Raw genomic sequence first — 24,032 nt, 5'->3', positions numbered from 1 at the left:
GATTTACCGGTAAACTTACTGTAACGCGGGCGGATCAATTGGTCGAAGGTCCGTTTTAGCTGATTTAGGTGGATCACTACTGCTTTCCATCGTCATATTTAGCTGCTTTTGACGGGCAAGGACTTAGTGTTGGGTAGAATCGGTTCTTTTATAATCGGCGTAATTGTTTAATGAACACATTCACGTCGTTGTACCAAGCGAATTCGTGAAGCGGACATTCTGGAAAGGCTTGGGTCGCGGCTTTATAAATATAATTGGATTTATTGATTTCTAGTTCGTCTAATAGTTGAATCAGATCAGCAGTGGTCTGAGGAATCTTTTGACACCTAGAACAAGTGCAGTTGTCATACTGATGGATAATGCTGTCGGGGAAACGGGAATGAATTGTAATGTCGTAGCCAAAGCTCAATGAACATAAGCGTAAGCTAGCACGTAGAATGCGGCCAATCGCGGCGCAATGGTGAATTTCAGTTTCAAGTTGTTGACCGTAATAGTTGAGTTCGGCGGTCGTACCGTTCAAGAAGCGAAAGAGGACGTGCGAATCGAATTGTTCGAAAGCGGCGACATAATGTAAGGCGACCCAACTCGTATTCTGATGTGCAGTTCCACCGAGTGGCAGCAATTGATAATCACCGTTGATTTGGGGGATTTTGCGATGATGATCGAAATAGCGACAAAGATGCCTAGTCTGCGAGAAATCGATTAATTGTTGGTGGTTGTAGTGTTGAATCAGTTGGCGAGTCGAATAAGGCGTTAGTTGCAATTGGTTATCCTGATTGAGAATCAAACTCTTTTTAGTCGGGTGCTGTTGATTAAACGGGAGAATCAGCATCGAATCATGGGTCGCCGAATTTTGATGCGATTGTATGTAAGGATACGAAAGTGGCTTGGTAAAATCAAAAGATTCTAATCCGGTAGTAATTGGTTGTGTGGTACGCAGTCTAAAAGACATCAAAAAACTCCAATCTATCTCTAGGATAATACGAGCATAGCAACGATTGGAATCGGATACAAAGATACTAAGAATTTGACCGTTGATTATTAAGATAATTCTAATCAAGTGGTCTAATTTGAGCGTTTAGGGGTCACAAACCGTTCTGAATATGGCATACTATAGTTAGACAAAAATTTTTATGGGGGATACATACAATGAAAGTACGTAAAGCAGTTATTCCAGCAGCAGGCTTAGGCACCCGTTTTTTACCAGCCACTAAAGCGATGGCTAAGGAAATGTTGCCAATCGTTGATAAACCAACCATCCAATTTATCGTGGAAGAGGCAAAAGCTTCTGGGATTGAAGATATCTTAATCATTACGGGTAAGGGTAAGCGCCCAATCGAAGATCATTTTGATTCTGCACCCGAATTGGAACAAAACTTAAAAGCTAAAAATAAAACTAAAATGTTAAAAATGGTCAATGAAACAACCGATATGGGTGTTAATCTCTACTTCATTCGCCAATCACATCCCAATGGCTTAGGCGACGCCGTTCGTTTAGCGAAATCATTCGTTGGCGACGAACCCTTTGTTGTGATGTTAGGCGATGATTTGATGGAAGATAAGATTCCATTGAGCCAACAACTAATTAATGAATATGAAGATACGCACGCTTCACAATTGGCGGTCATGAAGGTGCCCCATACTGAAGTCGATAAATATGGTGTCATCAATCCTGAAAACAAGGTTAAAGACGATTTATACAACGTTAAGAGCTTCGTTGAAAAACCCGACATCGATAAAGCACCTAGTGATTTAGCAATTATTGGTCGTTACCTATTAACACCAGAAATCTTTGATATCTTAGAAAATCAAAAACCAGGTTTAGGTGGCGAAATTCAATTAACCGATGCCATCGATGAATTAAACAAAACACAACGCGTCTTCGCGCATGAATTCAAAGGACGTCGTTACGATGTCGGTAACAAGTTAGGTTACTTAGAAACTAGCATTGAATACGGCTTAAAACATCCAGAAGTCAAAGATGGTTTAAAGAAGTACATCATCGAACTAGCAGAACAATTAAAGAAGAAGTAAGTGTCTGACTCAAGTTGTTCAGGCTTTGAGGATTAACCTAGAACTGGGTGTTATGAGTGCTTTATACTCATGATGCCCAGTTCGTAGTTAACCGGAAAAGGCTACTTGAAAAGCACGTTAAAGAAGTAAGTGCGTTGAGTTGCGTTTAGCAAGTGAGCACTAACAGAAAATACTGATTATCTTGTTTTTTAAGATAATTGGTATTTTTGGTTAAGCGGAAGTTGTTGCAACTCAAAAGCACGTTAGAATCAAAGTAGATTGGACTGATTAGCTTGGTTGAAAAGCATGAAATAGATAAGTCTAAACCAAATAATAGGGGCGAATCTGATGATACTTCACAGAATGTTTCTTCGGAAACCATGAAGCTAATTGAATCCGTGATTGAAAGCAATGAAGATCTACTTCAAAAGTTAGCGGACTATGATATAAAAGAATGTTAAATACGATAGAACACCATCCCAATACGGATGGTGTTTTTTATTATGAGAAATTAATGTGAATGAATTGATATTAGTTAATTACCCGTAAATCAGCTTTTAAAGGGAATGTATATTCATTTAAAGTGACAATAATGAAAAAATATTCGACAAAATATTAATTTATGCTTATAATTATTAATATACTATTATAACTTATCTAATTGTTTTCTAATTAAAAACAAAGTGTGTCATTCAATAGAGTAGAGACAACGCGTTTTTGACAGATCGAAGGAGGATTTTACATGAAGAGAATTGTCTTATTTCTAAGTAGCTTTTTGTTAGTCGGCTTATTCATGGTTGGGGGCCAATCGACCAAGCAGGTCCAAGCCGCAACGCAGACTTATCAAATTGGCACTGATGTGACCTATCCCCCGTTTGAATTTGCCAACGAGCAGAATCAATATGTCGGGATTGATATTGATATTATGAAAGGCATCGCTAAATCAGAAGGGTTTAAGGTCGACATCAAACCACTCGGCTTTAATGCGTCGGTTCAAGCGGTTCAATCGCAACAGATTGATGGCATCATCGCGGGGATGACGATTACTGATGAACGAAAAGCGAAGTTTGATTTTTCAGATCCGTACTATAAAACCGGCGTTGTGATGGCGGTTCAAAAAGATAGCAAAGTCACTGGCTTAGCTGGCTTAAAGGGTAAACGGGTCGCGGTTAAGACTGGGACGTCTGCTAGTGACTACGCGAATTCAGTTGCTAAAAAGTATGGGTTTACGACCGTGACGTTTGATGAATCGGATAATATGTATAACGATGTGATTAATGGTAATTCTGTGGCGTGTTTCGAAGATCAACCGGTGATGCAATATGGGATTAAAACCGGACTTGCTTTGAAGATTGTCACGAAACCAACTGGCGGTGGCGAATACGGTTTTGCCGTTAAGAAGGGCACCAACCAAGCGTTATTGAAACAATTTAACCAGGGTCTTGCTAAATTAAAAGCGAACGGTCAATATGCTAAGATTCAGGCGAAGTATTTAGGGACAGTCGCGAATAAAACTAAAGCTGATCGTAGTTTCTTCGGCTTAATGAATGAAAATAAAGATGCGTTGTTGAGCGGCTTAGGCCAAACGTTGTTATTAACGGTCATCTCAATTTTCTTCGCGACGATTTTTGGACTAATTTTCGGGCTTATGGGTGTCCTACCAAGTCGTTTGGCCCGGGGCGTTTCGACAACGGTCATCTACATTTTCCGAGGATTACCATTGATTGTTCTCGCATTATTTATCTATACGGGGATTCCAAGTTTAACGGGTCAAAAGATTCCGGCGATGGTCGCAGGCGTTATCACGTTAATGCTCAATGAAGGGGCGTATACCGCGGCCTTCGTTAAAGGCGGGATTGGTGCTGTCAATTCCGGTCAAATGGAAGCAGCCCGCAGTTTAGGCTTGTCATACGGCAAAGCGATGCGGCGCGTGGTCTTACCACAAGGGATTCGGATTATGGTGCCGTCATTCATTAATCAATTTATTATCACCTTGAAAGATACCTCGATTTTATCGATTATCGGGATTTTAGAATTAACCCAAACCGGGAAAATTATTATTGCGCGTAACCTAGAAGGCTTCAAGATTTGGGCGATGATCGCCTTGATTTATCTCGTCGTGATTACACTCTTGACGTGGCTTTCTAAGTTTGTCGAAAGGAGAATGGCTAAATGATGAATCGGATTGAAGTGTCACACCTCATTAAGAATTATGGTAGCAACGAAGTGTTAAAGGATTTGGATTTAACCGTCGGCAATAATGAAGTGGTGGTTTTAATCGGGCCGTCTGGTTCCGGTAAAAGTACCTTCCTACGCTGTTTAAATCGCTTGGAGGAACCGACTGGCGGTGAAATCGTCATTGATGGGTTTAACGTCAATGATTCGAAAAATGATTTAAACCAAATTCGTGAAAAAATTGGGATGGTTTTCCAACATTTTAACTTATTCGAAAACTTAACCGTCGCTCAAAATATTACGTTGGCCCCAGTTGAACTCGGGAAAATGACGAGCGAAGAAGCTGAAAAAGTGGCGAAGGAATTATTAGCCACGGTCGGTTTATCCGATAAATACGATGCCAAAACGCAATCGTTATCGGGGGGACAAAAGCAACGGGTCGCCATTGCGCGCGCATTAGCGATGAAACCCGACATTCTCTTGTTCGATGAACCGACTTCGGCACTCGATCCTGAAATGGTCGGCGATGTCTTGGCAGTAATGAAACGGCTCGCTAAAGAGGGGATGACGATGGTCGTTGTCACGCATGAAATGGGCTTTGCGAAAGAAGTCGCCGACCGCGTGATCTTCATGGCGGACGGGCACATCGTTGAACAGGGCGCACCAGAAGCCATTTTCGACAACCCGCAGAACCCAAGAACCAAAGATTTCTTACAGAAGGTATTGAATGTGTAATTAGGATTAAAACAAACATTAAAATTCGAAGAACACAATTATTCTCGAAGACGAGGTATAATTGTGTTCTTTGTTGATTATTTTAAATAAAACATAATCATTTTACCGGCAGAATGACCTTGTTTGGTGTTAAACTAACTATAACAAGATTCATTGAAAGAGGGGATTGGGATGCCATTACAATTAGGATTAAAAGCGGGCGTTGATGACCGACAGATTGCCGATCGGCTACAATATCATCCAGATGTTTTCGAATTTCATTTAGTTGAACAAAACGTGACACCAGAAGGTTTGAAAGTGTTACGGGATAAGATTCAATATGTCCGCCAACATGGCGTTACGCAGATTGTGTTGCATCATCCCATGAACTGGCAGAACCGGCATCTCGAATTATCGATGAGCGAGGTGGCTTCGCCGGAGCGTTATCGTTTCTTATGGCAGAGCACGCTCGATTTATTGGAATTAGCGCAAGCCGAGTCGGTCCAATTGTTAGTCCACGGTTCATACGATGATCCGATTGAAGAATTGACGGCCGGTTACGCGCATCTATGGGAAGCTAGTCAGGTCCTGTTTAAACGCATGGATTACCTTCAAAAAATTGGTGGGCATAATATTGTGTTTGAAAACTCGATTTCGCCACTTTTCTATTACGGTAATCCGAATTTAGATCAAGCGATTTTTGCGAAGAACTACCGGTTAGCGTTCGATATCAGTCATTGCTTTATTAAATTGCACGGCGATAATCAAGCGTTAATGCAGAGTTTGAAGACGCTAGGGCCCCATGTGCATCATTATCACATTGTTGATTCGATGGGTGGCTCGCACGATGGGTTACCGTTGGGCACTGGCAAAATCAATTGGGCTGGCGTATTACCGCTGTTAAACCCAGCAGCTAGTCAGATTTATGAAGTCCAACTGAAGGATCAAAATGACGCGCAAGAAATGATCGCTAGCCATGCTTATTTACAACAGATAGCGGATTCGCTTAAAGCTTAAGCGAGCAAAAGGCCCAATTCAGATTTGAATTGGGTCTTTTAAATGTTGCGCTGAAGTTAAATAATTGATTTAGATATTTTGATTGATAACGTGCTTGCACTCACAGTTTCTTGTGCTTAGCTTCTTCCGTCTAGCTACAAATCGAAAATCATGACTAAGTGCCGTCATAATTCCCGATTTTAGGCGATACTCAGAAGCTGACCAGCTCAGCCAGCACTCATTAACCTAATAGAATTCGATCCTGATCTACTCTAAAACCAAACAACGGATAAACGGTGTCTTGATAATTGACGTAGACGAAGTGTTGATAATAGTCTTTTTTATTCAGTAATAAACTAAATTCCCATTGTTTGAGCGGATGTTTCTTAGCCGCTTCTAAGTTGAAGCTTAGTTGTGGTTGGTCGTTAACGGTTGCTAGCGTGAAGTCGGCAATCGGCCAAACTTGGTGTTCACTATTTTCGAAGTAGATTGTGGCATTCTTCGGGGTATCGACGAGTAGTTGCAATAAATCAATGACACGCATTTTTAAACCTCCTAATGGCGCTTTTTATAATGAAAGGCTAATAAACCGTTGATCAGCAACCAAGTTATGGTGGATAGGATTAAGGCCATCATCCCAATCACGATTAATGGAATCGCGCCTTTCAACAATAGGTTGGTTAACGCTTGGGGTTGACCGATTAATTGGAGACCAATCGTGATTAAGGTGACGATGATCACTGTGGCGATGGTGCCGGGAATCGTTCCCTTGAAATCGGCTCGTGATAGATCGAAACCGCCGACGGCAATCATCCCGCACAGGATTAACCAGATTAGAAAAGCAATCGGCGCAGTTGTCGTCAATAGTGTTTTGAACAATGGCCAAATTTGGTCGGCGTGCCAACTTGGATTAAAAGCAAACGTCATCCAAAGGGTAAAGGTCGGTCGGGCGAACAACCACGTTAAACCGAGAATGCTGATTGAGCAGCCAAAAATCGGGGCTAAACCAATCCACAGATTGCCAATCGTCGGCCAAATTTTACCGGTGCGATAAGTGTGGGTGACGTGACCGAGTGACCGGTCTGGATTATCGCGCAACTTAAAATTAATCAGTTGCATCTCCGTAATTCGGTGGCCAAATAACAAACAGGCTAGGGCGTGACTGGATTCGTGAATGAAGACGCCTAAGCCACCAACGATGAGTTGGGCGGATTGGTGCCATTGGGCGAGGCGTTTTTTAGTAGCGTGATTAATCAATGTTAATAGGCTAGCAATTAAATACGGAACGGCGATTAATAGGCCGTTGTTGACTAAGATTAGTTTGATTAATTGGGGCCAGAAATTAGTGGTCGATTCGGTCATAAGTATTATTCCAATCATAAATTGAGTGGCTTAAGTTTACACCAAAACAAATTAAAAAGCCAAACGAATCAATTTAAGATTCGTTTGGCCTCGGAATTAGCAATTAAGCTTCTTGGTCATTGAAGATTGGTGTTTCAATGCGTTCAACGTATTTAGCGGCAATCGGCTTTTTGTAAAGTTGCACGTCATCTTTTTCGAACAGATTGGCAGTGGCAATTTTAGCCATCGCGGCTTTGACTTGATCGGCGCCTAAGTTTTCATCGACATAACTTAAGCGGAGTACACGCGTTTTATCGGCACTATTCATAAAAACTAAATTTAATTGTTTCATTTAAAAAACCTCCTTAAGATGATTAAGCCAAGTAAACTGATTTGGTAGTGAGTTCGGCGGATAAAAAATGATCGTCTTGGTGTAAAGCCGCTAGCGCTTCGCCGACAGCTTGGATGGATTCCGCAGAAGCCGTTTCAGTTACCGCGTTAAAGCGGCGACGAAGTGTGTCCTCTGGGTAATCCTTATTTTGCATTTCGAAAGCGATACTTGATTTTAACCAATTTGTTTCCATGAGTGTCCCTCCTAATTTTTGTTGTAAGATCACCGGTGAGTTGCTTACATAGATGAGTAATGCAAAAACGTGCTAAAATGGTAATTATTTTTGAAAAAACTTTTAAATAATTCTAAAAATTACTTAAATAATCATTATTGGGTGTACCAATTCGATAATTTTAGTTATAGTTATAATTAGACTTGAAAGTGAAGAGGGATTGTTATGAAAGAAGTTGTGATTGTCAGCGCTAAACGGACACCAATTGGTAAGTTTGGCGGACAGTTAGCGAGTTTAACCGCTGTTGAGTTGGGGACGATTGCGGCTAAAGCAGCAATCGAAACGGCTGGGATTTCAGCTGAACAAATTGACCAAGCCATTTTTGGGAATGTCTTGCAGGCAGGCTCAGGTCAGAATGTCGCTCGACAAATTGCCCTAAAGAGCGGTTTACGGCAAAGTAGTACGGCGATGACGATTAATGAAGTTTGTGGTTCTGGTTTAAAGGCGCTCCGGTTAGCGCAAAGTGCGATTTTAATGGGCGATGTGGAGATTGTTTTAGTCGGCGGGACTGAAAGCATGTCAAACGCGCCTTATTTAAACACCGGGATGCGTTTTGGGACGCAATTTGGTCATCAAACAATGGTTGATAGTATTAGTAGCGAAGGCTTAAATGATGCGTTTAACCAACAACCGATGGGCATCACAGCGGAAAACGTGGCCGCTAAATATCAAGTGACGCGTCAGATGCAAGATGAATTTGCCTTGAAATCACATCAAAAAGCAGCGCATGCGACGACTGAAGGTTGGTTCGCTGATGAAATCGTCCCAGTGAGGATTCAAACTCGGAAACAAACGATTGAAGTGACGCAAGATGAAGCCATTCGCCCGACGACCACTTTGGCGGCGATGGCTAAATTGCGATCGGCATTTCAAACTGATGGGACCGTCACAGCAGCCAATGCTTCGGGGATTAACGATGGTGCTTCGGCGCTAATCGTGATGACCAAGGATAAGGCAGAAGCATTGGGGCTGGTTTATCAAGCGACTTTAGGCGCCTATCAAGAAGTCGGTATTGATCCTAATTATATGGGTGTTTCACCAGTCACTGCGATTGAACAATTGTTAACTAAGACGGGTCAAACCAAAGAAGCCATTGATTTATTTGAAATTAACGAGGCCTTTGCCGCTTCTAGTCTTGCCGTTCAACAAACGTTGGGCTTAGACCCAGCTAAGGTCAATGTTGCTGGCGGTGCCGTGGCATTAGGTCATCCAATCGGGGCTTCAGGTGCGCGAATTGTCACGACGTTGATTAATCAATTGAGACGGACACAACAAACAACCGGGATTGCCTCACTTTGTATTGGTGGTGGTCTCGGGGTTGCTTATGAAATTCAATTAAACGAGGCTTGGTTAAATGACTGATCCTAAATTTTATCAATTAACGAGAACCGAACGCTTAGCATGGCTAGTCGCACACGAGCAATTATCGGCAGAAGACGCCGCTTTTCTAGCGCAACAACAACCGCTGTCAGACGAAATTGCGGGAAGCATGATTGAAAATCAAATTGGCCAATATCAGTTGCCGATTGGTGTCGTTCAAGACGTAGTGGTTAACGGTCAGACCTATCAAGTACCAATGGTTGTCGAAGAACCATCAGTGATTGCTGCGGCTAATAACGCTGCTAAAATGGTCCGTTTGAATGGTGGTTTTCAGACCCACCAACAACAGCGGACGATGTTGGGCGAAGTCGTTTTAACCGATTTACCAGATTTGAAAGTTGCTCAAAATTGGGTCTTAGCGAATCAAGATTTATTAATGCGGGTTGCTCAAGCAGCGCACCCATCTATTGTGAAACGTGGTGGCGGGTTGCAGGCGATTAAGGTCACGGTGGTTGATCAAACCTTTTTGAAATTAGCATTAACGATTGATACGCAAGAAGCGATGGGTGCTAATATCGTCAACACCATTTGTGAAGCAATCGCCCGCGAAGTTCAAAGTGATTTAGGGGGCACTATTCTATTAAGTGTGCTGACCAACGCGGCGTTTGGTGCCGTGACGGTCGCAACCGTCACCTTAGAGCCAGCCACGTTAGCGACTAAACAACTAGCAGGGGAGATTGTCGCTCAGCGAATTGTTCAAGCAACGCGCTTTGCGCAAGTTGATTTACCACGAGCAGCGACGCATAATAAAGGCATCATGAACGGTGTCGATGCCGTTGTTTTAGCAACTGGTAACGATTGGCGGGCCATTGAAGCCGGTGCGCATAGTTATGCGGCTCAGTCCGGCCAGTATCAACCGTTGACCAGTTGGCAATTGGCTGCTGATGGTCGATTAGTGGGGCGGATTGAAATCCCGTTACCAATCGGGATGGTCGGCGGCTCAATCGGCATTTTACCGGCCGTGCAAGTCGCTCATCGCTTATTGAAGGTGACGAATGCTTGTGAATTAGCAGGCGTCATTGCAGCGATTGGCTTAGGCCAAAATTTGGCAGCCTTACGCGCTTTAGTCTCTGATGGCATTCAAAAGGGGCACATGGCATTGCAAGCTAAATCATTAGCGATTGCCGTGGGCGCGACTGAAACGGAAATTGAACCATTAGTGGCCCAATTAACCCAAGCAAAACATTTAAATACAGCAACCGCAACGGCTTTTTTAGCGCAGTTACGGCATAATAACGAATAGATAGGAAGTTAATGATGCAAATCGGAATTGATAAAATGGGGTTATTTACCCCGAATACTTATTTAGACCTCGTCATGTTAGCGAATGCGCGCGGCGTTGATCCTGATAAATTTACGATTGGGATTGGTCAAGATCAAATGGCGATTGCACCACTTAGTCAAGATTCAGTGACGATGGGGGTTAATGCAGCGTTAGACCTGCTTGACGGTGAGAATCGCGATAATATTTCATTGTTGGTTTTAGGGACTGAATCTGGTATCGATCAATCTAAAGCTGGCGCACTTTATATCCAACGCTTGCTGGGTCTTCAAAACGCCCGTGCTTTTGAAATTAAAGAAGCGTGTTATGGCGCAACGGCTGGTTTGATGACCGCGTACGATTATGTGACGGCTCATCCAGATCAAAAAGCGTTGGTGATTGGTTCTGATATCGCACGTTACGGATTAGAAACACCTGGTGAAGTCACACAAGGTGCCGGGGCGGTTGCTATGTTAGTCAGTGCGCAACCGCGATTAATGGTTTTAGAACCGCAAACAACGGTGCATAGCGCGGATGTTCAAGATTTCTGGCGGCCTAACTATTCAAAAGAAGCTTTTGCACGTGGTAAATATTCAACGGAACAATACATTGATTTCTTCCAGAAAACTTGGGCGGACTATCGCAATACAACCGACCGAACGATTGCCGATTTTAAAGCACTATGTTTTCATCTACCTTACACAAAAATGGGCTTAAAGGCGCTCCGGACGATTTTGCCCGAAGCCACTGAAGCACAGCAGGCTGACTTGTTGGCGCGTTATCAAGAAAGTACGTTGTATAGCCGCCAAATCGGGAATATCTATACTGGTTCATTATATCTAGGCTTAATGTCACTCCTAGAACAATCACAACAATTGCAAGCCGGTGATCGGATTGGTTTATTTAGTTATGGTTCAGGTGCAATTAGTGAATTCTTTACGGCTATTTTGCAACCTAATTTTGAAACGCAATTAGCAGCCCAGAAACATGCTGATCTATTAGCCAAACGCCAACAATTAACGATGGCCGAATACGAAACCCAATTCCAAACAGAACTACCAGAAGACGGCAGCGCCTTTGAAATTGACCTAACAGTCGACCCCTCACCAGTCGTCCTAACAAGGATGAAGGAACATGAAAGAATATACGAAGTGCTGACTCAAGCGGTTAAACCTTGAGCATAACCTAAGAAGGACAATTATGGTGAACTGACCATGATTGCGCTTCTGTCGTTAGGCGGAAAGGTTTGCTTGAGAAGCACGTTAAAGAAGAAGTGCTTTGAGTTGCGGTCAGCAACTGAGCATTAATTATAAATAACCGGTAATCTTGGTCTTAAGATTATCGGTTATTTTAGATTAAGCGGAAGTTGTTGCAACTCAGAAGCACGTTAAGAATAGAAGTGTTGACTCAAGTTGATTAGGCTTTGAGGATTAACCTAGAACTGGGTGTTATGAGTGGTTTTTACTCATAATGACCAGTTCGTAGTTAACCGGAAAAGGCTACTTGAGAAGCACGTTATAAAAGTCGTCTAAAAAAATTAGTTAAACCATTTAATTAATAAATAAAGAACAGTCTCTAAATACCGTAATAGCGGTATTCAGAGGCTGTTTTTTTAGAATAAAATTCTTTTTAAAATTTATGAGCGTTTAAGTTGTAACCGATTACATAAGGTGGTATATTAAGGGTGTAGAAAGATAGCTTGGTTGGTTAAAGTAAATCAAGTTAGCTTTAAAGTAATAGCAGTTGATTGATAACAATCAGCTGTCGTACCATAGATAGATATTTGGTAAATGATCAAGAACAATTGATACGGAAAAGAGTTTGTAAGGGAGTGGGCCCAGTGCCAACTTAAGTGCAACACGCTAGAAGTATAAATCATCATCAAATATATCGGAGGCTGATGTCCGTCACAGTATATCACTCAGGTAGTAAACGCAACGTTAATCGTAATCGCTGAAGCTGTATAGCAGGGTCATTAGACCAAATCAGATCGGATTATTCGATAACAGTAGGCTAGATGAACGATTAATTACAATTGAATAGCATATAGATTGAGGTGTAAGTATTAAGAATTCGAAACAGCGACATCAGTGTCACACCAAGCTATTTTCTACAACGTAGGGGAATTCAAGTGAACGATAACTTGAATTCCTTTTTTGATGTCAAAAAAATCCAGACCCACAATTGAGTGCAGTGGTCTGGCCGATTTACTATTTAATGAGTTTGTTCTTGAATGGCTTTAATTAAAGCATCGGTTGAATTGACAATCGCCCCGTTGCTCTTGATTAAGCCGACGGTATAGAGGTTTAGATAGTGGAATTGGTTCTCAGCGATTTGTTGTAAGGCCGCAATTTTTTGCGTATTAGTCGCGCCTTGTTGACGGCTGTCGGTGTAAAGACCGATGATTGGAATCTGTTTCGCAAAAGCGACCCCGATTTCACTGGCGACCCCGACGTCAATTGTTGGACCATCGAGAATCGCAATCACTAAATCGCTAGCGGTTAGTTGTTCGGTATCCGCCTGGGCGATCATTTCGGCATTGGCGTAGGCGTTCTTATCGTTAATTGCCGCATTTTCTTGTGGGAGATAAATTGATAAAGTCGGGTCGGCTTGACGTAACTCAGCGACTAAGCGGGTATTGTATTCAAAATCGGCTTGTGAGAATAAAGCATTCGCAAAATAAATTTTCATAAAATCATCCTCCATTTAACTGGTTTAATTGTACCAAAGATGGTCGCTAGTGCGGTACAATTAAGGTATTAATTTTTTTGGAGGGTTCTTTAATGAATGGGACAACGCAAAAAGTGACGTTTAAACAGGCGTTACGTGATTATTTTAAAGGTTATTTTGATTTTGTCGGTCAAACGACGCGGAGCGGTTATTGGTGGGTCATGCTGATTCTATTAATCATTTGGTTCATTCCTTTCTTTTACTTGATGGGCCGCTTAGTAATGGCGATGATGCTGAAAATGAGTTTACCGCAAACCAGCAGTATTGGATTACTATTAATTTTTGCAGTTTTAACGATTGCATTAGTGATTCCCACATTAGCGATGAGCATGCGTCGTTATCGAGATGTTGGTTTAAACGGACGGGGCGTCGTTGTACTGTGGCTCTTTAACACATTGGCATCACGTGCTAGTCAGGGTTTACAAGTGCGCTCATGGTCGTTGATCGCGGCTTTAATCGGGGTTTTCTTGTTTGTCGTTTCAGTTTTAAAAACCGATTCACTAATCACGAAGAGTGATAATCCGTTGGTGACTTTCTTTTTACGGAAAAAATAGCACAAAAATAACGACCTACAAAAGGTCGTTATTTTTATTGCTCTATTTTAACGTTAATGTCACGACTGCTTCAACGCGGGCCGTTTGGGGGAACATATCCAATGGTTGGATTTGTTCCACTTGATAACGGGATGTGAGTTGTTTTAAATCACGGGCTAAGGTTGATGGGTTACATGAGACGTAAACGAACTTAGCGGGGAGACTTAATAAAATCGCATCGATTAATTGTTGATCTAAACCAGTACGTGGGGGATCAACAACCAAAGCGGTTGGTTGGAAACCATCGTCTAACCATTGTGGTAAGAGTTCTTCAGCAGCCCCAACGAAATATTCAGTGTTTTCAATCTGATTAATGGCAGCGTTGTGTTTCGCGGCTTCGATTGAATCCGGAATCGTATCCATCCCGCGGACTTCGGCGACTTGGTTAGCCAAACTTAAACCGATTGTACCGACACCACAATAAGCATCGACTAAGCGATCATTGCTGTTTAAATCGAGTGCATCTTCGACCATTTCGTACATCTTGGCCGTTTGTTTGGGATTTAATTGGAAGAAAGCCCGCGCCGTTAGTTCGAAATGAATACCGTTTAAGGTTTCAGTAATCGTTTCTTGGCCGGCTAGATGAATTGTTTCATCGCCCCAAACCATGACGGTTTTACCTTTGTTAACGTTTTGCATAATCGAAACGACTTCGGGTAATTGTTCTTGAATCGCGGTGATTAAGGCTTGTTTTTTAGGGAGTTTTTGCGAATTGGTAATCAACGTTAATTGCGCTTGACCGGTTTCGAAGGATTCACGAACAACGATTGTTTTCAAAATACCAGCGTTGTGTTGTTCATCATAAACGGGAATCCCGAGTGCTTCGACTAATTTAAGCACAGTGCGGATAATGTGCATCGTCAGGTCGGTTTGTGTTGCAAATTCAGGCAAGTCGATTAAAGTGTGGCTACTTGGTGCGTAGAGACCAGCTGCTAGCTGACCATCGATTTCACGCACTTGGAATTGAGCTTTATTGCGATAATGCCAAGGATTGGCCATCCCGACCGTTTCAGTAATGTGGTATTGGGCGTAACCGTTGGGCTTGAATTTTTCGAGGGCTTGAACGACCACGTCTTTTTTGAAGGCTAATTGGCCAGGGTAGTTGAGATGTTCCAGTTCAATGCCGCCGACTTGACCGTAAGTCGCGTCTTTGGGTTCAACGCGGTTGGGTGCCATTTTACGGATTTTATGCACCTTAGCATCGATGAAACGGGGGGCCACGTTGGTGACTTCGGCCACGACGACTTCTTCAGGTAGGGCACCGGGGATGAAAACAATCTTGCGTTTGTAATAACCGATCCCTTCTCCGTTAATACCGATTCGTTTAATCGTTAATGGAAAACGTTGACCGGCTGCGACTTCATTGTTGGTTGTTGGTTGTGGCATTTAATTAGCTCCTATGATTTGAATTGAATGACTTCTATTATAACAGCTTTAAACGCGTAGGCGGCATTTTTTGTCGGATTTTCGCATTTATGCTATGCTACAAGCAGTAAATTAAAAGGAGTACATCAATGAATTTTTTAGAACGGAATCAATTTTTAATTGCGATGGTCGTGGTTTTAGCTATCGGGGTCTATGCTTTTCAAGAAAAAGATTTAATGATGATTATTTTGACGCTAATCCTGGCAGTCATCGTGATTGGCTTCAAGATTTATTTAAACGTCAAAGCAACTCGCCAAAACAAGAAATAGGAGTGGCCTATGCCTAAAATCACTAAAATTTCGTCACAGAAACAAAAAGGGCGCTACAACATTTTTATCGATGAGGCCTTTGCATTTGGCGTCACTGAAAGTGTTCTGATTAAATATCGGTTGGCTAAGGGACTCGAAATGGATGCCACCTTACAACGCGATATTCAAAAAGACGACGATGACGCTAAAGCTTATCAATTAGCGCTGAATTATTTAAGTCGGCAATTACGGACTGAAAAAGAATTGCGGCAATATTTACAGGAACACGAAATTACGCCGGATGGCATTGAACATAGTCTGGCTAAATTACGGGAACTGCATTACATCGATGACCAAGATTATGCCGATAGTTATGTGCGAACCGTTATGCACACGGGCGATAAAGGGCCGAAAGTCATTCGCCAAAAGCTGATTCAAAAAGGGGTCAAGGGGCCACAAATCGATCAAGCTTTAACCCTTTACACCGCTGATGATCGGGCCGAAGTCGGTTTAGCGGCCGCTCAGAAGCTGGCTAAGAAGTACCGCCATTCCTCCTTTTTTGAACAACAACAAAAGATTAAACAAGGCTTAATGCAAAAAGGCTTTTCTGGGGATGATTTAAGTCTAATTATCGAGGCTTTAGCTTTAGAAGCTGATCCGGATGATGAAGAGGACGCACTAAAGACGCTGGGTCTCAAAAAATGGCGTCGGTACCGACTACTCGAACCACAAGAACGACGGATGAAGATGCAACAAGCACTTTATCGGAAGGGATTCAATATTGATGCCATCAACCGATTCATTGACGAACAAGCCTTATCAGATGACGACTAGTGAGATTCAAGCGTTTCAAACAACTTTTATGGCGTGGTATGACGTTCATCGTCGGGAGTTGCCTTGGCGGTTGAATCAAGAACCGTATCGGGTCTGGTTGTCGGAAATTATGTTACAACAAACCCAAGTCCAAACGGTGATTCCGTATTATGAACGTTTTTTAGCGACTTTCCCTACTGTGGTTGATTTAGCGGCTGCGCCAGAAGAGTTACTTTTGAAAACGTGGGAGGGGCTCGGCTATTATTCGCGGGCTCGTAATTTACAAAAAGCAGCGCGCCAGATTGTCGATGATTATCAAGGTCAATGGCCGCAAACATCCGTTGAGTTAGAAAAATTGGCGGGGATTGGGCCTTATACCGCCGGCGCGATTGCCAGTATTTGTTTTGGTGAAGTCGTGCCAGCAATTGATGGCAATGCGTTTCGGGTCTTCAGTCGACTATTAAAGATTGATGCCGACATCGCTAATCCGAAGAATCGTCAAATTTTTTATGACGCCATTTTACCGTTAATACCGCAGGATCGACCGGGTGATTTCAATCAAGCGGTCATGGATTTTGGTTCACAAGTTTGCACCGCTAAGAATCCGACGGTTGGTGAGACGGATTTAGCACCTTTTTTTAGAAGTTATCAAGACGGAACGTTACTCGATTATCCGGTTAAGACTAAAAAGCAACGGCCTAAACCAGTCGCGTTAATGGCGGTGATTATTCAGTCACCGCAGGGCGTTTTATTACAGAAACGACCGAGTACGGGGTTATTGGCGAATTTAACCACCTATCCATTAGTCGTGCCGGCTGATATTTTACCGGAAGATGAAGTCCTGACGCCAGAAGAAATCTTGACCTATATTGAACGCTACTTTCAGGAGACTTATGCAATCACGTTGCAACAATTACGGCCCACTAATCTGAAACCAGTTGTCCACACCTTTACCCACTTAAAGTGGACGATTGAATTATTACAAGCAGAATTAGTGGCTGATGTTGATTTGGCCTTTTTCCCAGGACAATGGTATTCAGAGGACGCTTTACAGATGGTTGCGTTACCGACCGTTCAAAAGAAATTAATGGCGCGCATTAAGACCAATTAACGGTAGAAAGTTTTAGGTATATTAAGCAGACTTTGCTATAATGATAGGTGATTATGAATCATAACCTTGGAAAGCTGGGTTGCGCGATGAATGTTCCTAAAGAAGGCGACTATATAGCGATTCAAAGTTATAAACACGATGGGAGTTTACACCGGACATGGCGGGATACGATGGTTTTAAAAACCAGCGAGAACGCGGTGATTGGTTGTAACGATCATACCTTAGTTACAGAATCAGACGGCAGAAAGTGGGTTACTCGGGAGCCGGCACTTATTTATTTCCACAAAAAGTATTGGTTTAACGTTGTGGCTATGATTCGCGAAGGCGGCGTTTCGTATTACTGCAATTTGGCATCACCGAATGTCTTAGATCAAGAAGCTTTGAAATACATTGATTATGATCTAGATGTGAAGGTTTTTCCAAATGGTGAGAAACGCTTGTTGGATGTTGATGAATACGAAGCGCACAGCGCCAAGTGGCATTACTCTGCCGAGACTGATCGGATATTGAAAGCCAATGTCAAAATTTTGGTTGATTGGATCAACACTGGTAAGGGACCTTTTTCAAAGGAATATATTGATATTTGGTATAACCGTTACCAGGAGTTATCGCACCACCGTTAGAACCCTATTTAGTCTTATCCAAACAAAAATAACCTCCGCAAAAGCGGGGGTTATTTTTTGTGGGGAAGTTGAGCGCGCTAACCCAAGTAGTCCTTTTCTGGTTAATACTCAAATCCTAATCAAATTGAGTCAGACACTTCAATCGTAACGTGCTTGCACTCACAGCTTCCTGTGCTTAGCTACGTCTGGCAAACAAAGTCCATAAACCGGACTTTATTCACCAGACTAGGCTAATGCTCAAAACTTGACCATCGGTAGTTAGCACTTAATCGTTTTCTACCGATGTGTCTTGTTGGATTGTTAAGTCGTTGAAGCCTATGCTGAAGCCAATTGTGACTGAGATGAACAGGGCGGCGACGCACCAACCTAGGAATGATCCGGAGATGAAGGGGAGTGGTAGGAAATGGCGAATTAAGTACGTGCCGACGCAAAAGAGCACGAAATCGATGATGAAAGTGCCGATTTTTTTGAAAGTCGAATCACCAATCAAGAAAAGCGCGGTTAATTTTTTAAGGATTAAACTGGGCGTTAAATCGTTGATGATGGTTAAAGGGCGTTCGACGGGCATTTTAACAAAATATAGTAGGATACTAGCAACGATGCCACCAAAAATGGTGCGATCCCATGTGTTGCTGTGGATGACCAAACTATCATACGCGATGGCGGCAATCATAATGGTTAGTAGATAGGGAATCATTAGAAAAAATAGATTAATTAAGATTGATTTTTGTTTCGACATATTAATGACCTCACTTTAGACGTTTATTATAAGCTATTTGAGTCGTTTTTAAAAGACTTGGCCATTTCTTGGTGCTCAATTCCAGCCTCGACAAATGTTGGCGTGGCGGTCGCGTGAAAGCCTAATTTCTGATAGAACGGTAAGGCAGTTAGTTGCGCGTTTAAGATAAGTGATTGTTTACCGACTTTTTCGGCGAAGTCGGCCGCGGACTGCATTAATAATTGGCCATAACCACGATGCCGGGCCGTTTTGGCGACAGCCACGCGTTGAACGTGATAGGCGTGCCCTTCATCAATCAAACGTAAAGTGGCGACTGGTTGCCCTTGATCGTAGCCGACAAAATAGCGGGCTTGATTCTCAAAGGCATCAATTTCAAGTTCGGCGGGGACTTGTTGTTCCACCACAAAAACGGTTTGACGGATGTTTAATGCGTCTCGATAGGTAGGACTTGATAAATCAGTTGTCTGCTTGATGTCCATAAAAATTAACCCCCTGTTGTTAATCATGTTAGTTTGAATTAAAATTTGGTACAATGAAAATAATATTGGCATCATCATAGCATAAAATGTTATGGATTTCGAGAACGCCAACTGTGAAGGAGAATGTTATGTTTGATCGTTTACGTCATTCAAAATTAATGTTTTGGTCAATTGAACTTTTAATCGTCGCTGTGTTGATTTTCGTCTGTACGAAGATTAGTTTTCTATTTGATCCAATTGGGACTTTTATCTCAACGTTATTTGGCCCGATTATTGGGGCGGGATTATTGTTCTACTTGTTTAATCCGCTCATCAAATTGTTAGGTAAGTTAAAGGTGTCGCGTAATTGGGCGATTGCCATTATCTTTATCGTCTTTTTTGGCGGGATCATCTTTATCGTGGCCACGGTCATCCCGAATCTCGTTAATCAAGTCGCTCAGTTAGTGACGAATTTACCAGATTTTGCTAAAAAGCTACAAGAGTTGGGTAATGATTTGGTTCAAAATCCGCACCTTAAAAATATTGATTTTAATAAGTACATCAATCAACTCGATTTAAAACCGGGTAAGATTGCTGAAAACATCATGAAGAGTTTTACGAGTAGTTTTGGTAGTATGATTGGTGCCATTACTAGCGTCACAATCGGCGTTTTCACAGTGCCAATTATGCTCTTTTATATGTTAAAAGATGGTCACCATTTAGTACCAACCATCCAAAAAATGTTGCCCGAACGCTACAATCAACAGGTCGCTGATTTATTACGTAAGATGGGGGCCACAATTTCAGCTTATATCGGTGGACAAGCGCTTGAATGTTTATTCGTCGGCGTCTTTACGTTTATTGGTTATTTAATGATTGGCATGCCATACGCGTATCTACTCGGATTTATTGCCGGTGTTTCCAACATCATCCCCTATTTAGGACCCTATATCGGGATTGCGCCAGCGTTGATTATTGGCTTATCAATCTCGATTCCCAAGACGATCATGGTAATCGTGGTTGTTGTGATTGTGCAACAAATTGACGGAAATCTAATTTATCCAAACGTCATTGGTCGCTCACTTGATATTCATCCGTTGACGATTATTATTTTGTTATTAGTTGCGGGCAATATTTACGGGATTTTAGGCATGATTTTAGCGATTCCGTTTTATGCGGTGACTAAAACGGTCGTTGTTTATCTATATGATATTAATCAATTACGAAATAAAGCAAAAGATGCCAGTAAACTGTAGCCGGTATTGAATTTCTAAAATTGACTATGCTATACTGCATACTAGGTCCTTTGTGACTTATATAAATTTGTAAAATGAAAGGTAGTGGATGTGCCGATGAATCCTGACCCTGGAAGTTCGATTTGGGGACAGTTACTGTTGATCCTGATTTTAACGTTAATCAATGCTTTTTTTGCGGCAGCGGAGATTGCGGTTGTTTCACTAAGTCGCACCAAGCTGGAGAATCAAGCCGAAAATGGAGATAAGAAGGCCAAGTTATTATTGGATGTGTTAAACCATTCCAACCATTTCTTAGCGACCATTCAAGTCGCGATTACGTTCGCTGGTTTCTTATCATCAGCGAGTGCTGCCACGACGATTGCGAGCAAACTAGCACCGCTATTAGGGGATGCTGCTTGGACGCATGAAGCGTCAGTTGTGATTGTGACGATTATCTTGTCCTATTTCTCACTCGTGTTTGGTGAACTTTATCCAAAACAAGTCGCCTTACACCGGGCGGAAGTGATTGCCAAAATGGCCGTGCAACCGATTCGATTGGTGGGGGTCTTATTACGACCGTTTGTCTGGTTATTATCGATGTCAACCAATCTGTTGATGAAATTAACACCGATTGATTTCTCCGAGACCAAACCGCAATTTACCCGTGAAGAAATGGTCCACATGATTGAATCGAGTAAGAGTGCTGGTGTATTAGAATCAGACGAATATGAGATGCTAGAAGGGATTATTAGCTTGAATAAGAAGATGGCCCGTGAAGTCATGGTGCCTAGAACCGATGCGTTTATGGTCGATATTCAAGATGATGATAATCAAAATATTGATGCCATTTTAGCGCAACCATTTTCAAGGATTCCCGTTTATCGTGAAGATAAGGATCAAGTGATTGGGATTGTGCACATCAAGAACCTATTAAAAGAAGCGCGGCAAACCGGTTTCCAAAGTATGCAAATCGAAACGGTGATGCAGGCGCCATTATTCGTACCCGAAACAATTACGATTGATGATTTATTATTTGAAATGAAAAAAACGCAACAACAAATGGCCATTTTGTTCGATGAATATGGTGGTGTGGTTGGGTTAGCAACGATTGAAGATTTACTTGAAGAGATTGTCGGCGAAATTGATGATGAATCTGATCAAGCTGAAAAACTCTATCAAAAAATTGATGAACACCATTATTCAGTGATGGGTCGGATGCCAATTGATGATTTTAATGATGCTTTTGGCACCGATATTCAAGTGACCGATGTCGATACGATTGCTGGTTTTGTAATTACTGAGATTGGCGCGATTCCAGTCAGCGGTCATCCCGAATCGATTGATTTACCAAACGGACTGACTTTAACGACTGGGACCGTAGCGGGTTCACGATTAATCGATTTAAAATTAAAGCTGCCCGAACAGACTGAATCGGAAACACTCGTTTAGTTGTTGTAATAATTAAAAAGATTGAAGCCAACCAGGTTATTGAATCCAATAGGGATACGTGGCCTGGTTGTTTTAGGCCTAAGTGGCTGACTTATTTTTGGCACAAAAGAAAGGACTCAGTAATGACACCAACAGAATTAACAACAGCGGTGCAACGTCGCCGTACTTTCGCAATTATTTCACATCCCGATGCCGGGAAAACAACGATTACCGAACAATTACTTTTATTCGGGGGCGTGATTCGGCAAGCCGGAACCGTTAAAGGTAAAAAGAGTGGTCAGTTCGCCAAATCCGATTGGATGGAAATTGAAAAACAACGTGGGATTTCGGTCACGAGTTCTGTCATGCAATTCGACTATGCCGGTAAACGGATTAATATTTTGGACACCCCAGGGCATGAAGATTTCTCCGAAGATACTTATCGGACGTTGATGGCTGTTGATGCGGCTGTCATGGTGATTGATTCTGCTAAAGGGATTGAACCCCAGACTAAGAAGTTATTTAAGGTCTGCAAAATGCGTGGGATTCCAATCTTTACGTTCATGAATAAATTAGATCGAGATGGTCGCGAACCCCTCGATTTAATCGCTGAACTGGAAGAATTATTGGATATCGAAGGTTGTGCGATGAACTGGCCAATCGGGATGGGTAAAGATTTACGTGGTCTTTACGATATTACTAAGAAGCGGATTGAACTTTACCGGCCTACAGATGTTGAAGAACCCTATTTAGCATTAGATGAAGCTGGTCGCATTGCTGGTGACAACCCGTTAAAAGAAGATTCAGTGTACACCCAAGCGCTTGATGACATCGAATTAATCGGTGAAGCAGGGAATGCTTATGATCCCGCTAAGATTGCGACTGGGGACCAAACACCAATCTTCTTCGGTTCAGCTTTGACTAATTTTGGGGTCAAGACTTTCTTAGAATCATTTGTCGATATGGCCCCTCAACCAGAAGCGCATCTGACCCAAGAAGCGACTGAAATCACACCGACTTCGCCTGATTTTTCAGGTTTTATCTTTAAGATTCAAGCCAATATGAACCCGGCTCATCGGGATCGAATTGCGTTTGTCCGAATTTGTTCCGGCGAATTCCAACGGGGCATCGATATTACGCTAACACGGACTGGTAAAAAGATGCGTTTAAATAATTCAACCGAATTTATGGCTGATACGCGTGAACAAGTTACGAGTGCCGTAGCTGGTGATATCGTTGGGTTGTATGATACGGGGAATTTCCAAATTGGGGATACCATTTACGCGGGTAAAGAGGCGATCTCATTTGAAAAATTACCACAATTTACACCAGAACTCTTTATGCGCGTCACGGCTAAAAACGTTATGAAACAGAAGTCATTCCATAAGGGGATTCAACAACTGGTTCAAGAAGGCGCCATCCAGTTGTATAAGACTTATACAACCGGCGACTATATTTTAGGCGCAGTCGGTCAACTACAATTTGAAGTCTTCCAATACCGGATGCAACACGAATATAATTCAGAAGTCATCATGGAACCAATCGGCTCAAGAACGGCTCGTTGGATTAATCCAGATCAATTAGACGAAAAGATGTCATCATCCCGTAATCTATTGGTCAAAGACATCAACGACGCACCATTGTTCCTATTCGAAAATAAATTTGCAGAACGCTGGTTTGCAGACAAGTACCCAGAAGTAGAATTAACAGCAAAACTATAGAAGTGCTGGCTGAACTGGTCAGCTTCTGAGTATAGCCTAAAATCAGGAATTATGACGGTCTTAGTCATGATACCTGATTTGTAGCTAGACGGAAGAAGCTAGTTCAGAAGCACGTTAAAGATAGAAGTGCGAATTCTCACGGGAGCTTCTGAGCATTAGCCTAGTCTGGTGAATAAAGTCTGGGTTATGGACTTTGTTTGCCAGACGTCGCTAAGCACAGGAAGCTGTGAGAATGAGCACGTTAAGGATAGAAGTGCTGACTCAAGTTGGTTAGGCTTTGAGGATTAACCTAGAATCGGGTGTTATGAGTGTTTTTTACTCATGATACCCGATTCGTAGTTAAGCGGAAAGGTTTGCTTGAGATAGCATGATCTAAAAAAGAAGGATTGTGACATAAGTCGTATT

Annotated in this window: 24 protein-coding genes; 15 read left to right on the top strand and 9 right to left on the bottom strand. The window is 42.3% G+C overall.

Annotation, left to right across the window (positions count from 1 at the left end):
* Positions 1-148: 148 nt before the first annotated feature.
* The gene (locus tag LFUMFP_RS08220; RefSeq protein WP_106483435.1) at positions 149-952 is read right to left on the bottom strand and encodes a hypothetical protein; all 804 of its coding nucleotides are present in this window, start codon (positions 950-952) and stop codon (positions 149-151) included.
* Positions 953-1,149: 197 nt separating this feature from the next.
* Between LFUMFP_RS08220 and galU the strand changes: the two genes are divergently transcribed.
* The 4 genes from galU to LFUMFP_RS08200 all read left to right on the top strand — a co-directional run bounded on the left by galU (position 1,150) and on the right by LFUMFP_RS08200 (position 5,919).
* Positions 1,150-2,034, top strand: a complete 885-nt coding sequence (gene galU, locus LFUMFP_RS08215) for a UTP--glucose-1-phosphate uridylyltransferase GalU (RefSeq protein WP_106483434.1) — start codon at positions 1,150-1,152, stop codon at positions 2,032-2,034.
* 721 nt (positions 2,035-2,755) lie between these two features.
* The gene (locus tag LFUMFP_RS08210; protein ID WP_106483433.1) at positions 2,756-4,189 is read left to right on the top strand and encodes an amino acid ABC transporter substrate-binding protein/permease; all 1,434 of its coding nucleotides are present in this window, start codon (positions 2,756-2,758) and stop codon (positions 4,187-4,189) included.
* Positions 4,186-4,923 carry an amino acid ABC transporter ATP-binding protein gene (locus LFUMFP_RS08205; protein WP_106483432.1) on the top strand — a complete coding sequence of 246 codons (738 nt, stop codon included), beginning with the start codon at positions 4,186-4,188 and terminating at the stop codon, positions 4,921-4,923. Before LFUMFP_RS08210 ends, LFUMFP_RS08205 begins: the two co-directional genes overlap by 4 nt.
* Positions 4,924-5,094: 171 nt before the next feature.
* Positions 5,095-5,919, top strand: a complete 825-nt coding sequence (locus tag LFUMFP_RS08200) for a TIM barrel protein (protein ID WP_106483431.1) — start codon at positions 5,095-5,097, stop codon at positions 5,917-5,919.
* A gap of 220 nt (positions 5,920-6,139) precedes the next feature.
* Here LFUMFP_RS08200 and LFUMFP_RS08195 read toward each other — a convergent pair whose 3' ends face one another.
* From LFUMFP_RS08195 to LFUMFP_RS08180, 4 genes are all read right to left on the bottom strand, one after another.
* Positions 6,140-6,442, bottom strand: a complete 303-nt coding sequence (locus tag LFUMFP_RS08195; RefSeq protein ID WP_025083381.1) for a hypothetical protein — start codon at positions 6,440-6,442, stop codon at positions 6,140-6,142.
* A gap of 11 nt (positions 6,443-6,453) precedes the next feature.
* A complete protein-coding gene (locus LFUMFP_RS08190; protein WP_106483430.1) occupies positions 6,454-7,260 on the bottom strand; it encodes a hypothetical protein in 807 nt (268 codons plus the stop codon).
* A 103-nt stretch (positions 7,261-7,363) separates the two neighbouring features.
* On the bottom strand, positions 7,364-7,591 hold the full coding sequence (locus LFUMFP_RS08185) for a DUF2922 domain-containing protein (protein WP_025083379.1): 228 nt from the start codon (positions 7,589-7,591) through the stop codon (positions 7,364-7,366).
* Positions 7,592-7,613: 22 nt separating this feature from the next.
* Positions 7,614-7,823, bottom strand: coding sequence for a DUF1659 domain-containing protein (locus tag LFUMFP_RS08180; RefSeq protein ID WP_106483429.1), 210 nt, complete (start codon positions 7,821-7,823; stop codon positions 7,614-7,616).
* A 204-nt stretch (positions 7,824-8,027) separates the two neighbouring features.
* Here LFUMFP_RS08180 and LFUMFP_RS08175 point away from each other — a divergent pair, with 204 nt between their 5' ends.
* From LFUMFP_RS08175 to LFUMFP_RS08165, 3 genes are read left to right on the top strand one after another with little or no spacing between them, the layout of a single operon-like run.
* The gene (locus LFUMFP_RS08175; protein ID WP_106483428.1) at positions 8,028-9,224 is read left to right on the top strand and encodes an acetyl-CoA C-acetyltransferase; all 1,197 of its coding nucleotides are present in this window, start codon (positions 8,028-8,030) and stop codon (positions 9,222-9,224) included.
* Entirely contained in the window at positions 9,217-10,485 is a 1,269-nt protein-coding gene (locus LFUMFP_RS08170; protein WP_106483427.1) for a hydroxymethylglutaryl-CoA reductase, degradative, read from the top strand. The genes LFUMFP_RS08175 and LFUMFP_RS08170 overlap by 8 nt, the downstream gene beginning before the upstream one ends.
* Before the next feature lie 14 nt (positions 10,486-10,499).
* Entirely contained in the window at positions 10,500-11,681 is a 1,182-nt protein-coding gene (locus tag LFUMFP_RS08165) for a hydroxymethylglutaryl-CoA synthase (protein WP_106483426.1), read from the top strand.
* A 1,036-nt stretch (positions 11,682-12,717) separates the two neighbouring features.
* On the opposite strand, the gene LFUMFP_RS08160 is transcribed toward LFUMFP_RS08165, so the two are convergent.
* Positions 12,718-13,194: a nucleoside 2-deoxyribosyltransferase gene (locus tag LFUMFP_RS08160; RefSeq protein WP_106483425.1), complete on the bottom strand. Its 477-nt coding sequence runs from the start codon at positions 13,192-13,194 to the stop codon at positions 12,718-12,720.
* 92 nt (positions 13,195-13,286) lie between these two features.
* On the opposite strand from LFUMFP_RS08160, the gene LFUMFP_RS08155 reads away from it, so the two are divergent.
* Positions 13,287-13,787: a DUF805 domain-containing protein gene (locus tag LFUMFP_RS08155; RefSeq protein WP_106483424.1), complete on the top strand. Its 501-nt coding sequence runs from the start codon at positions 13,287-13,289 to the stop codon at positions 13,785-13,787.
* Between the two features lie 42 nt (positions 13,788-13,829).
* Here LFUMFP_RS08155 and rlmD read toward each other — a convergent pair whose 3' ends face one another.
* On the bottom strand, positions 13,830-15,212 hold the full coding sequence (gene rlmD / locus LFUMFP_RS08150; RefSeq protein ID WP_106483423.1) for a 23S rRNA (uracil(1939)-C(5))-methyltransferase RlmD: 1,383 nt from the start codon (positions 15,210-15,212) through the stop codon (positions 13,830-13,832).
* A 128-nt stretch (positions 15,213-15,340) separates the two neighbouring features.
* On the opposite strand from rlmD, the gene LFUMFP_RS08145 reads away from it, so the two are divergent.
* From LFUMFP_RS08145 to ntdP, 4 genes are all read left to right on the top strand, one after another.
* Entirely contained in the window at positions 15,341-15,520 is a 180-nt protein-coding gene (locus LFUMFP_RS08145) for a hypothetical protein (protein WP_106483422.1), read from the top strand.
* Positions 15,521-15,529: 9 nt separating this feature from the next.
* On the top strand, positions 15,530-16,333 hold the full coding sequence (recX, locus tag LFUMFP_RS08140) for a recombination regulator RecX (protein WP_106483421.1): 804 nt from the start codon (positions 15,530-15,532) through the stop codon (positions 16,331-16,333).
* Complete coding sequence (mutY, locus tag LFUMFP_RS08135) at positions 16,323-17,423, top strand: A/G-specific adenine glycosylase (RefSeq protein WP_025083371.1); 1,101 nt, start codon at positions 16,323-16,325, stop codon at positions 17,421-17,423. Before recX ends, mutY begins: the two co-directional genes overlap by 11 nt.
* Before the next feature lie 86 nt (positions 17,424-17,509).
* Positions 17,510-18,046 (top strand): nucleoside tri-diphosphate phosphatase, encoded by a 537-nt coding sequence (gene ntdP, locus LFUMFP_RS08130; RefSeq protein ID WP_025083370.1) that lies wholly within the window; start codon positions 17,510-17,512, stop codon positions 18,044-18,046.
* 265 nt (positions 18,047-18,311) lie between these two features.
* Here the strand turns inward: ntdP and LFUMFP_RS08125 are convergent, their stop codons facing one another.
* Positions 18,312-18,785 carry a hypothetical protein gene (locus LFUMFP_RS08125; RefSeq protein ID WP_025083369.1) on the bottom strand — a complete coding sequence of 158 codons (474 nt, stop codon included), beginning with the start codon at positions 18,783-18,785 and terminating at the stop codon, positions 18,312-18,314.
* Positions 18,786-18,811: 26 nt separating this feature from the next.
* Positions 18,812-19,264 (bottom strand): GNAT family N-acetyltransferase, encoded by a 453-nt coding sequence (locus tag LFUMFP_RS08120; protein ID WP_025083368.1) that lies wholly within the window; start codon positions 19,262-19,264, stop codon positions 18,812-18,814.
* Between the two features lie 128 nt (positions 19,265-19,392).
* Here LFUMFP_RS08120 and LFUMFP_RS08115 point away from each other — a divergent pair, with 128 nt between their 5' ends.
* From LFUMFP_RS08115 to LFUMFP_RS08105, 3 genes are all read left to right on the top strand, one after another.
* The gene (locus tag LFUMFP_RS08115) at positions 19,393-20,499 is read left to right on the top strand and encodes an AI-2E family transporter (protein ID WP_056950375.1); all 1,107 of its coding nucleotides are present in this window, start codon (positions 19,393-19,395) and stop codon (positions 20,497-20,499) included.
* A 96-nt stretch (positions 20,500-20,595) separates the two neighbouring features.
* Positions 20,596-21,927, top strand: a complete 1,332-nt coding sequence (locus LFUMFP_RS08110; RefSeq protein ID WP_025083367.1) for a hemolysin family protein — start codon at positions 20,596-20,598, stop codon at positions 21,925-21,927.
* A gap of 122 nt (positions 21,928-22,049) precedes the next feature.
* A complete protein-coding gene (locus tag LFUMFP_RS08105) occupies positions 22,050-23,627 on the top strand; it encodes a peptide chain release factor 3 (RefSeq protein ID WP_025083366.1) in 1,578 nt (525 codons plus the stop codon).
* Positions 23,628-24,032 lie beyond the last annotated feature (405 nt).

Origin of the sequence: Latilactobacillus fuchuensis (assembly GCF_900258455.1) — a bacterium.
In the GTDB taxonomy this organism is placed as follows: Bacteria; Bacillota; Bacilli; order Lactobacillales; family Lactobacillaceae; genus Latilactobacillus; species Latilactobacillus fuchuensis.
This window is presented reverse-complemented; position numbering and strand designations above follow the sequence as displayed.

Excerpts from the sequence above, each read along its gene's own strand:
- mutY (WP_025083371.1), top strand. The coding sequence starts at position 16,323 with ATGACGACTAGTGAGATTCAAGCGTTTCAAACAACTTTTATGGCGTGG.
- LFUMFP_RS08210 (WP_106483433.1), top strand. The coding sequence starts at position 2,756 with ATGAAGAGAATTGTCTTATTTCTAAGTAGCTTTTTGTTAGTCGGCTTA.
- LFUMFP_RS08205 (WP_106483432.1), top strand. The coding sequence starts at position 4,186 with ATGATGAATCGGATTGAAGTGTCACACCTCATTAAGAATTATGGTAGC.
- LFUMFP_RS08180 (WP_106483429.1), bottom strand. The coding sequence starts at position 7,823 with ATGGAAACAAATTGGTTAAAATCAAGTATCGCTTTCGAAATGCAAAAT.
- LFUMFP_RS08145 (WP_106483422.1), top strand. The coding sequence starts at position 15,341 with ATGAATTTTTTAGAACGGAATCAATTTTTAATTGCGATGGTCGTGGTT.
- galU (WP_106483434.1), top strand. The coding sequence starts at position 1,150 with ATGAAAGTACGTAAAGCAGTTATTCCAGCAGCAGGCTTAGGCACCCGT.
- LFUMFP_RS08115 (WP_056950375.1), top strand. The coding sequence starts at position 19,393 with ATGTTTGATCGTTTACGTCATTCAAAATTAATGTTTTGGTCAATTGAA.
- LFUMFP_RS08155 (WP_106483424.1), top strand. The coding sequence starts at position 13,287 with ATGAATGGGACAACGCAAAAAGTGACGTTTAAACAGGCGTTACGTGAT.
- LFUMFP_RS08175 (WP_106483428.1), top strand. The coding sequence starts at position 8,028 with ATGAAAGAAGTTGTGATTGTCAGCGCTAAACGGACACCAATTGGTAAG.
- recX (WP_106483421.1), top strand. The coding sequence starts at position 15,530 with ATGCCTAAAATCACTAAAATTTCGTCACAGAAACAAAAAGGGCGCTAC.
- LFUMFP_RS08165 (WP_106483426.1), top strand. The coding sequence starts at position 10,500 with ATGCAAATCGGAATTGATAAAATGGGGTTATTTACCCCGAATACTTAT.
- LFUMFP_RS08105 (WP_025083366.1), top strand. The coding sequence starts at position 22,050 with ATGACACCAACAGAATTAACAACAGCGGTGCAACGTCGCCGTACTTTC.
- LFUMFP_RS08120 (WP_025083368.1), bottom strand. The coding sequence starts at position 19,264 with ATGGACATCAAGCAGACAACTGATTTATCAAGTCCTACCTATCGAGAC.
- LFUMFP_RS08220 (WP_106483435.1), bottom strand. The coding sequence starts at position 952 with ATGTCTTTTAGACTGCGTACCACACAACCAATTACTACCGGATTAGAA.
- LFUMFP_RS08110 (WP_025083367.1), top strand. The coding sequence starts at position 20,596 with ATGAATCCTGACCCTGGAAGTTCGATTTGGGGACAGTTACTGTTGATC.
- LFUMFP_RS08190 (WP_106483430.1), bottom strand. The coding sequence starts at position 7,260 with ATGACCGAATCGACCACTAATTTCTGGCCCCAATTAATCAAACTAATC.
- LFUMFP_RS08195 (WP_025083381.1), bottom strand. The coding sequence starts at position 6,442 with ATGCGTGTCATTGATTTATTGCAACTACTCGTCGATACCCCGAAGAAT.
- LFUMFP_RS08125 (WP_025083369.1), bottom strand. The coding sequence starts at position 18,785 with ATGTCGAAACAAAAATCAATCTTAATTAATCTATTTTTTCTAATGATT.
- LFUMFP_RS08200 (WP_106483431.1), top strand. The coding sequence starts at position 5,095 with ATGCCATTACAATTAGGATTAAAAGCGGGCGTTGATGACCGACAGATT.
- ntdP (WP_025083370.1), top strand. The coding sequence starts at position 17,510 with ATGAATGTTCCTAAAGAAGGCGACTATATAGCGATTCAAAGTTATAAA.
- rlmD (WP_106483423.1), bottom strand. The coding sequence starts at position 15,212 with ATGCCACAACCAACAACCAACAATGAAGTCGCAGCCGGTCAACGTTTT.
- LFUMFP_RS08160 (WP_106483425.1), bottom strand. The coding sequence starts at position 13,194 with ATGAAAATTTATTTTGCGAATGCTTTATTCTCACAAGCCGATTTTGAA.
- LFUMFP_RS08185 (WP_025083379.1), bottom strand. The coding sequence starts at position 7,591 with ATGAAACAATTAAATTTAGTTTTTATGAATAGTGCCGATAAAACGCGT.
- LFUMFP_RS08170 (WP_106483427.1), top strand. The coding sequence starts at position 9,217 with ATGACTGATCCTAAATTTTATCAATTAACGAGAACCGAACGCTTAGCA.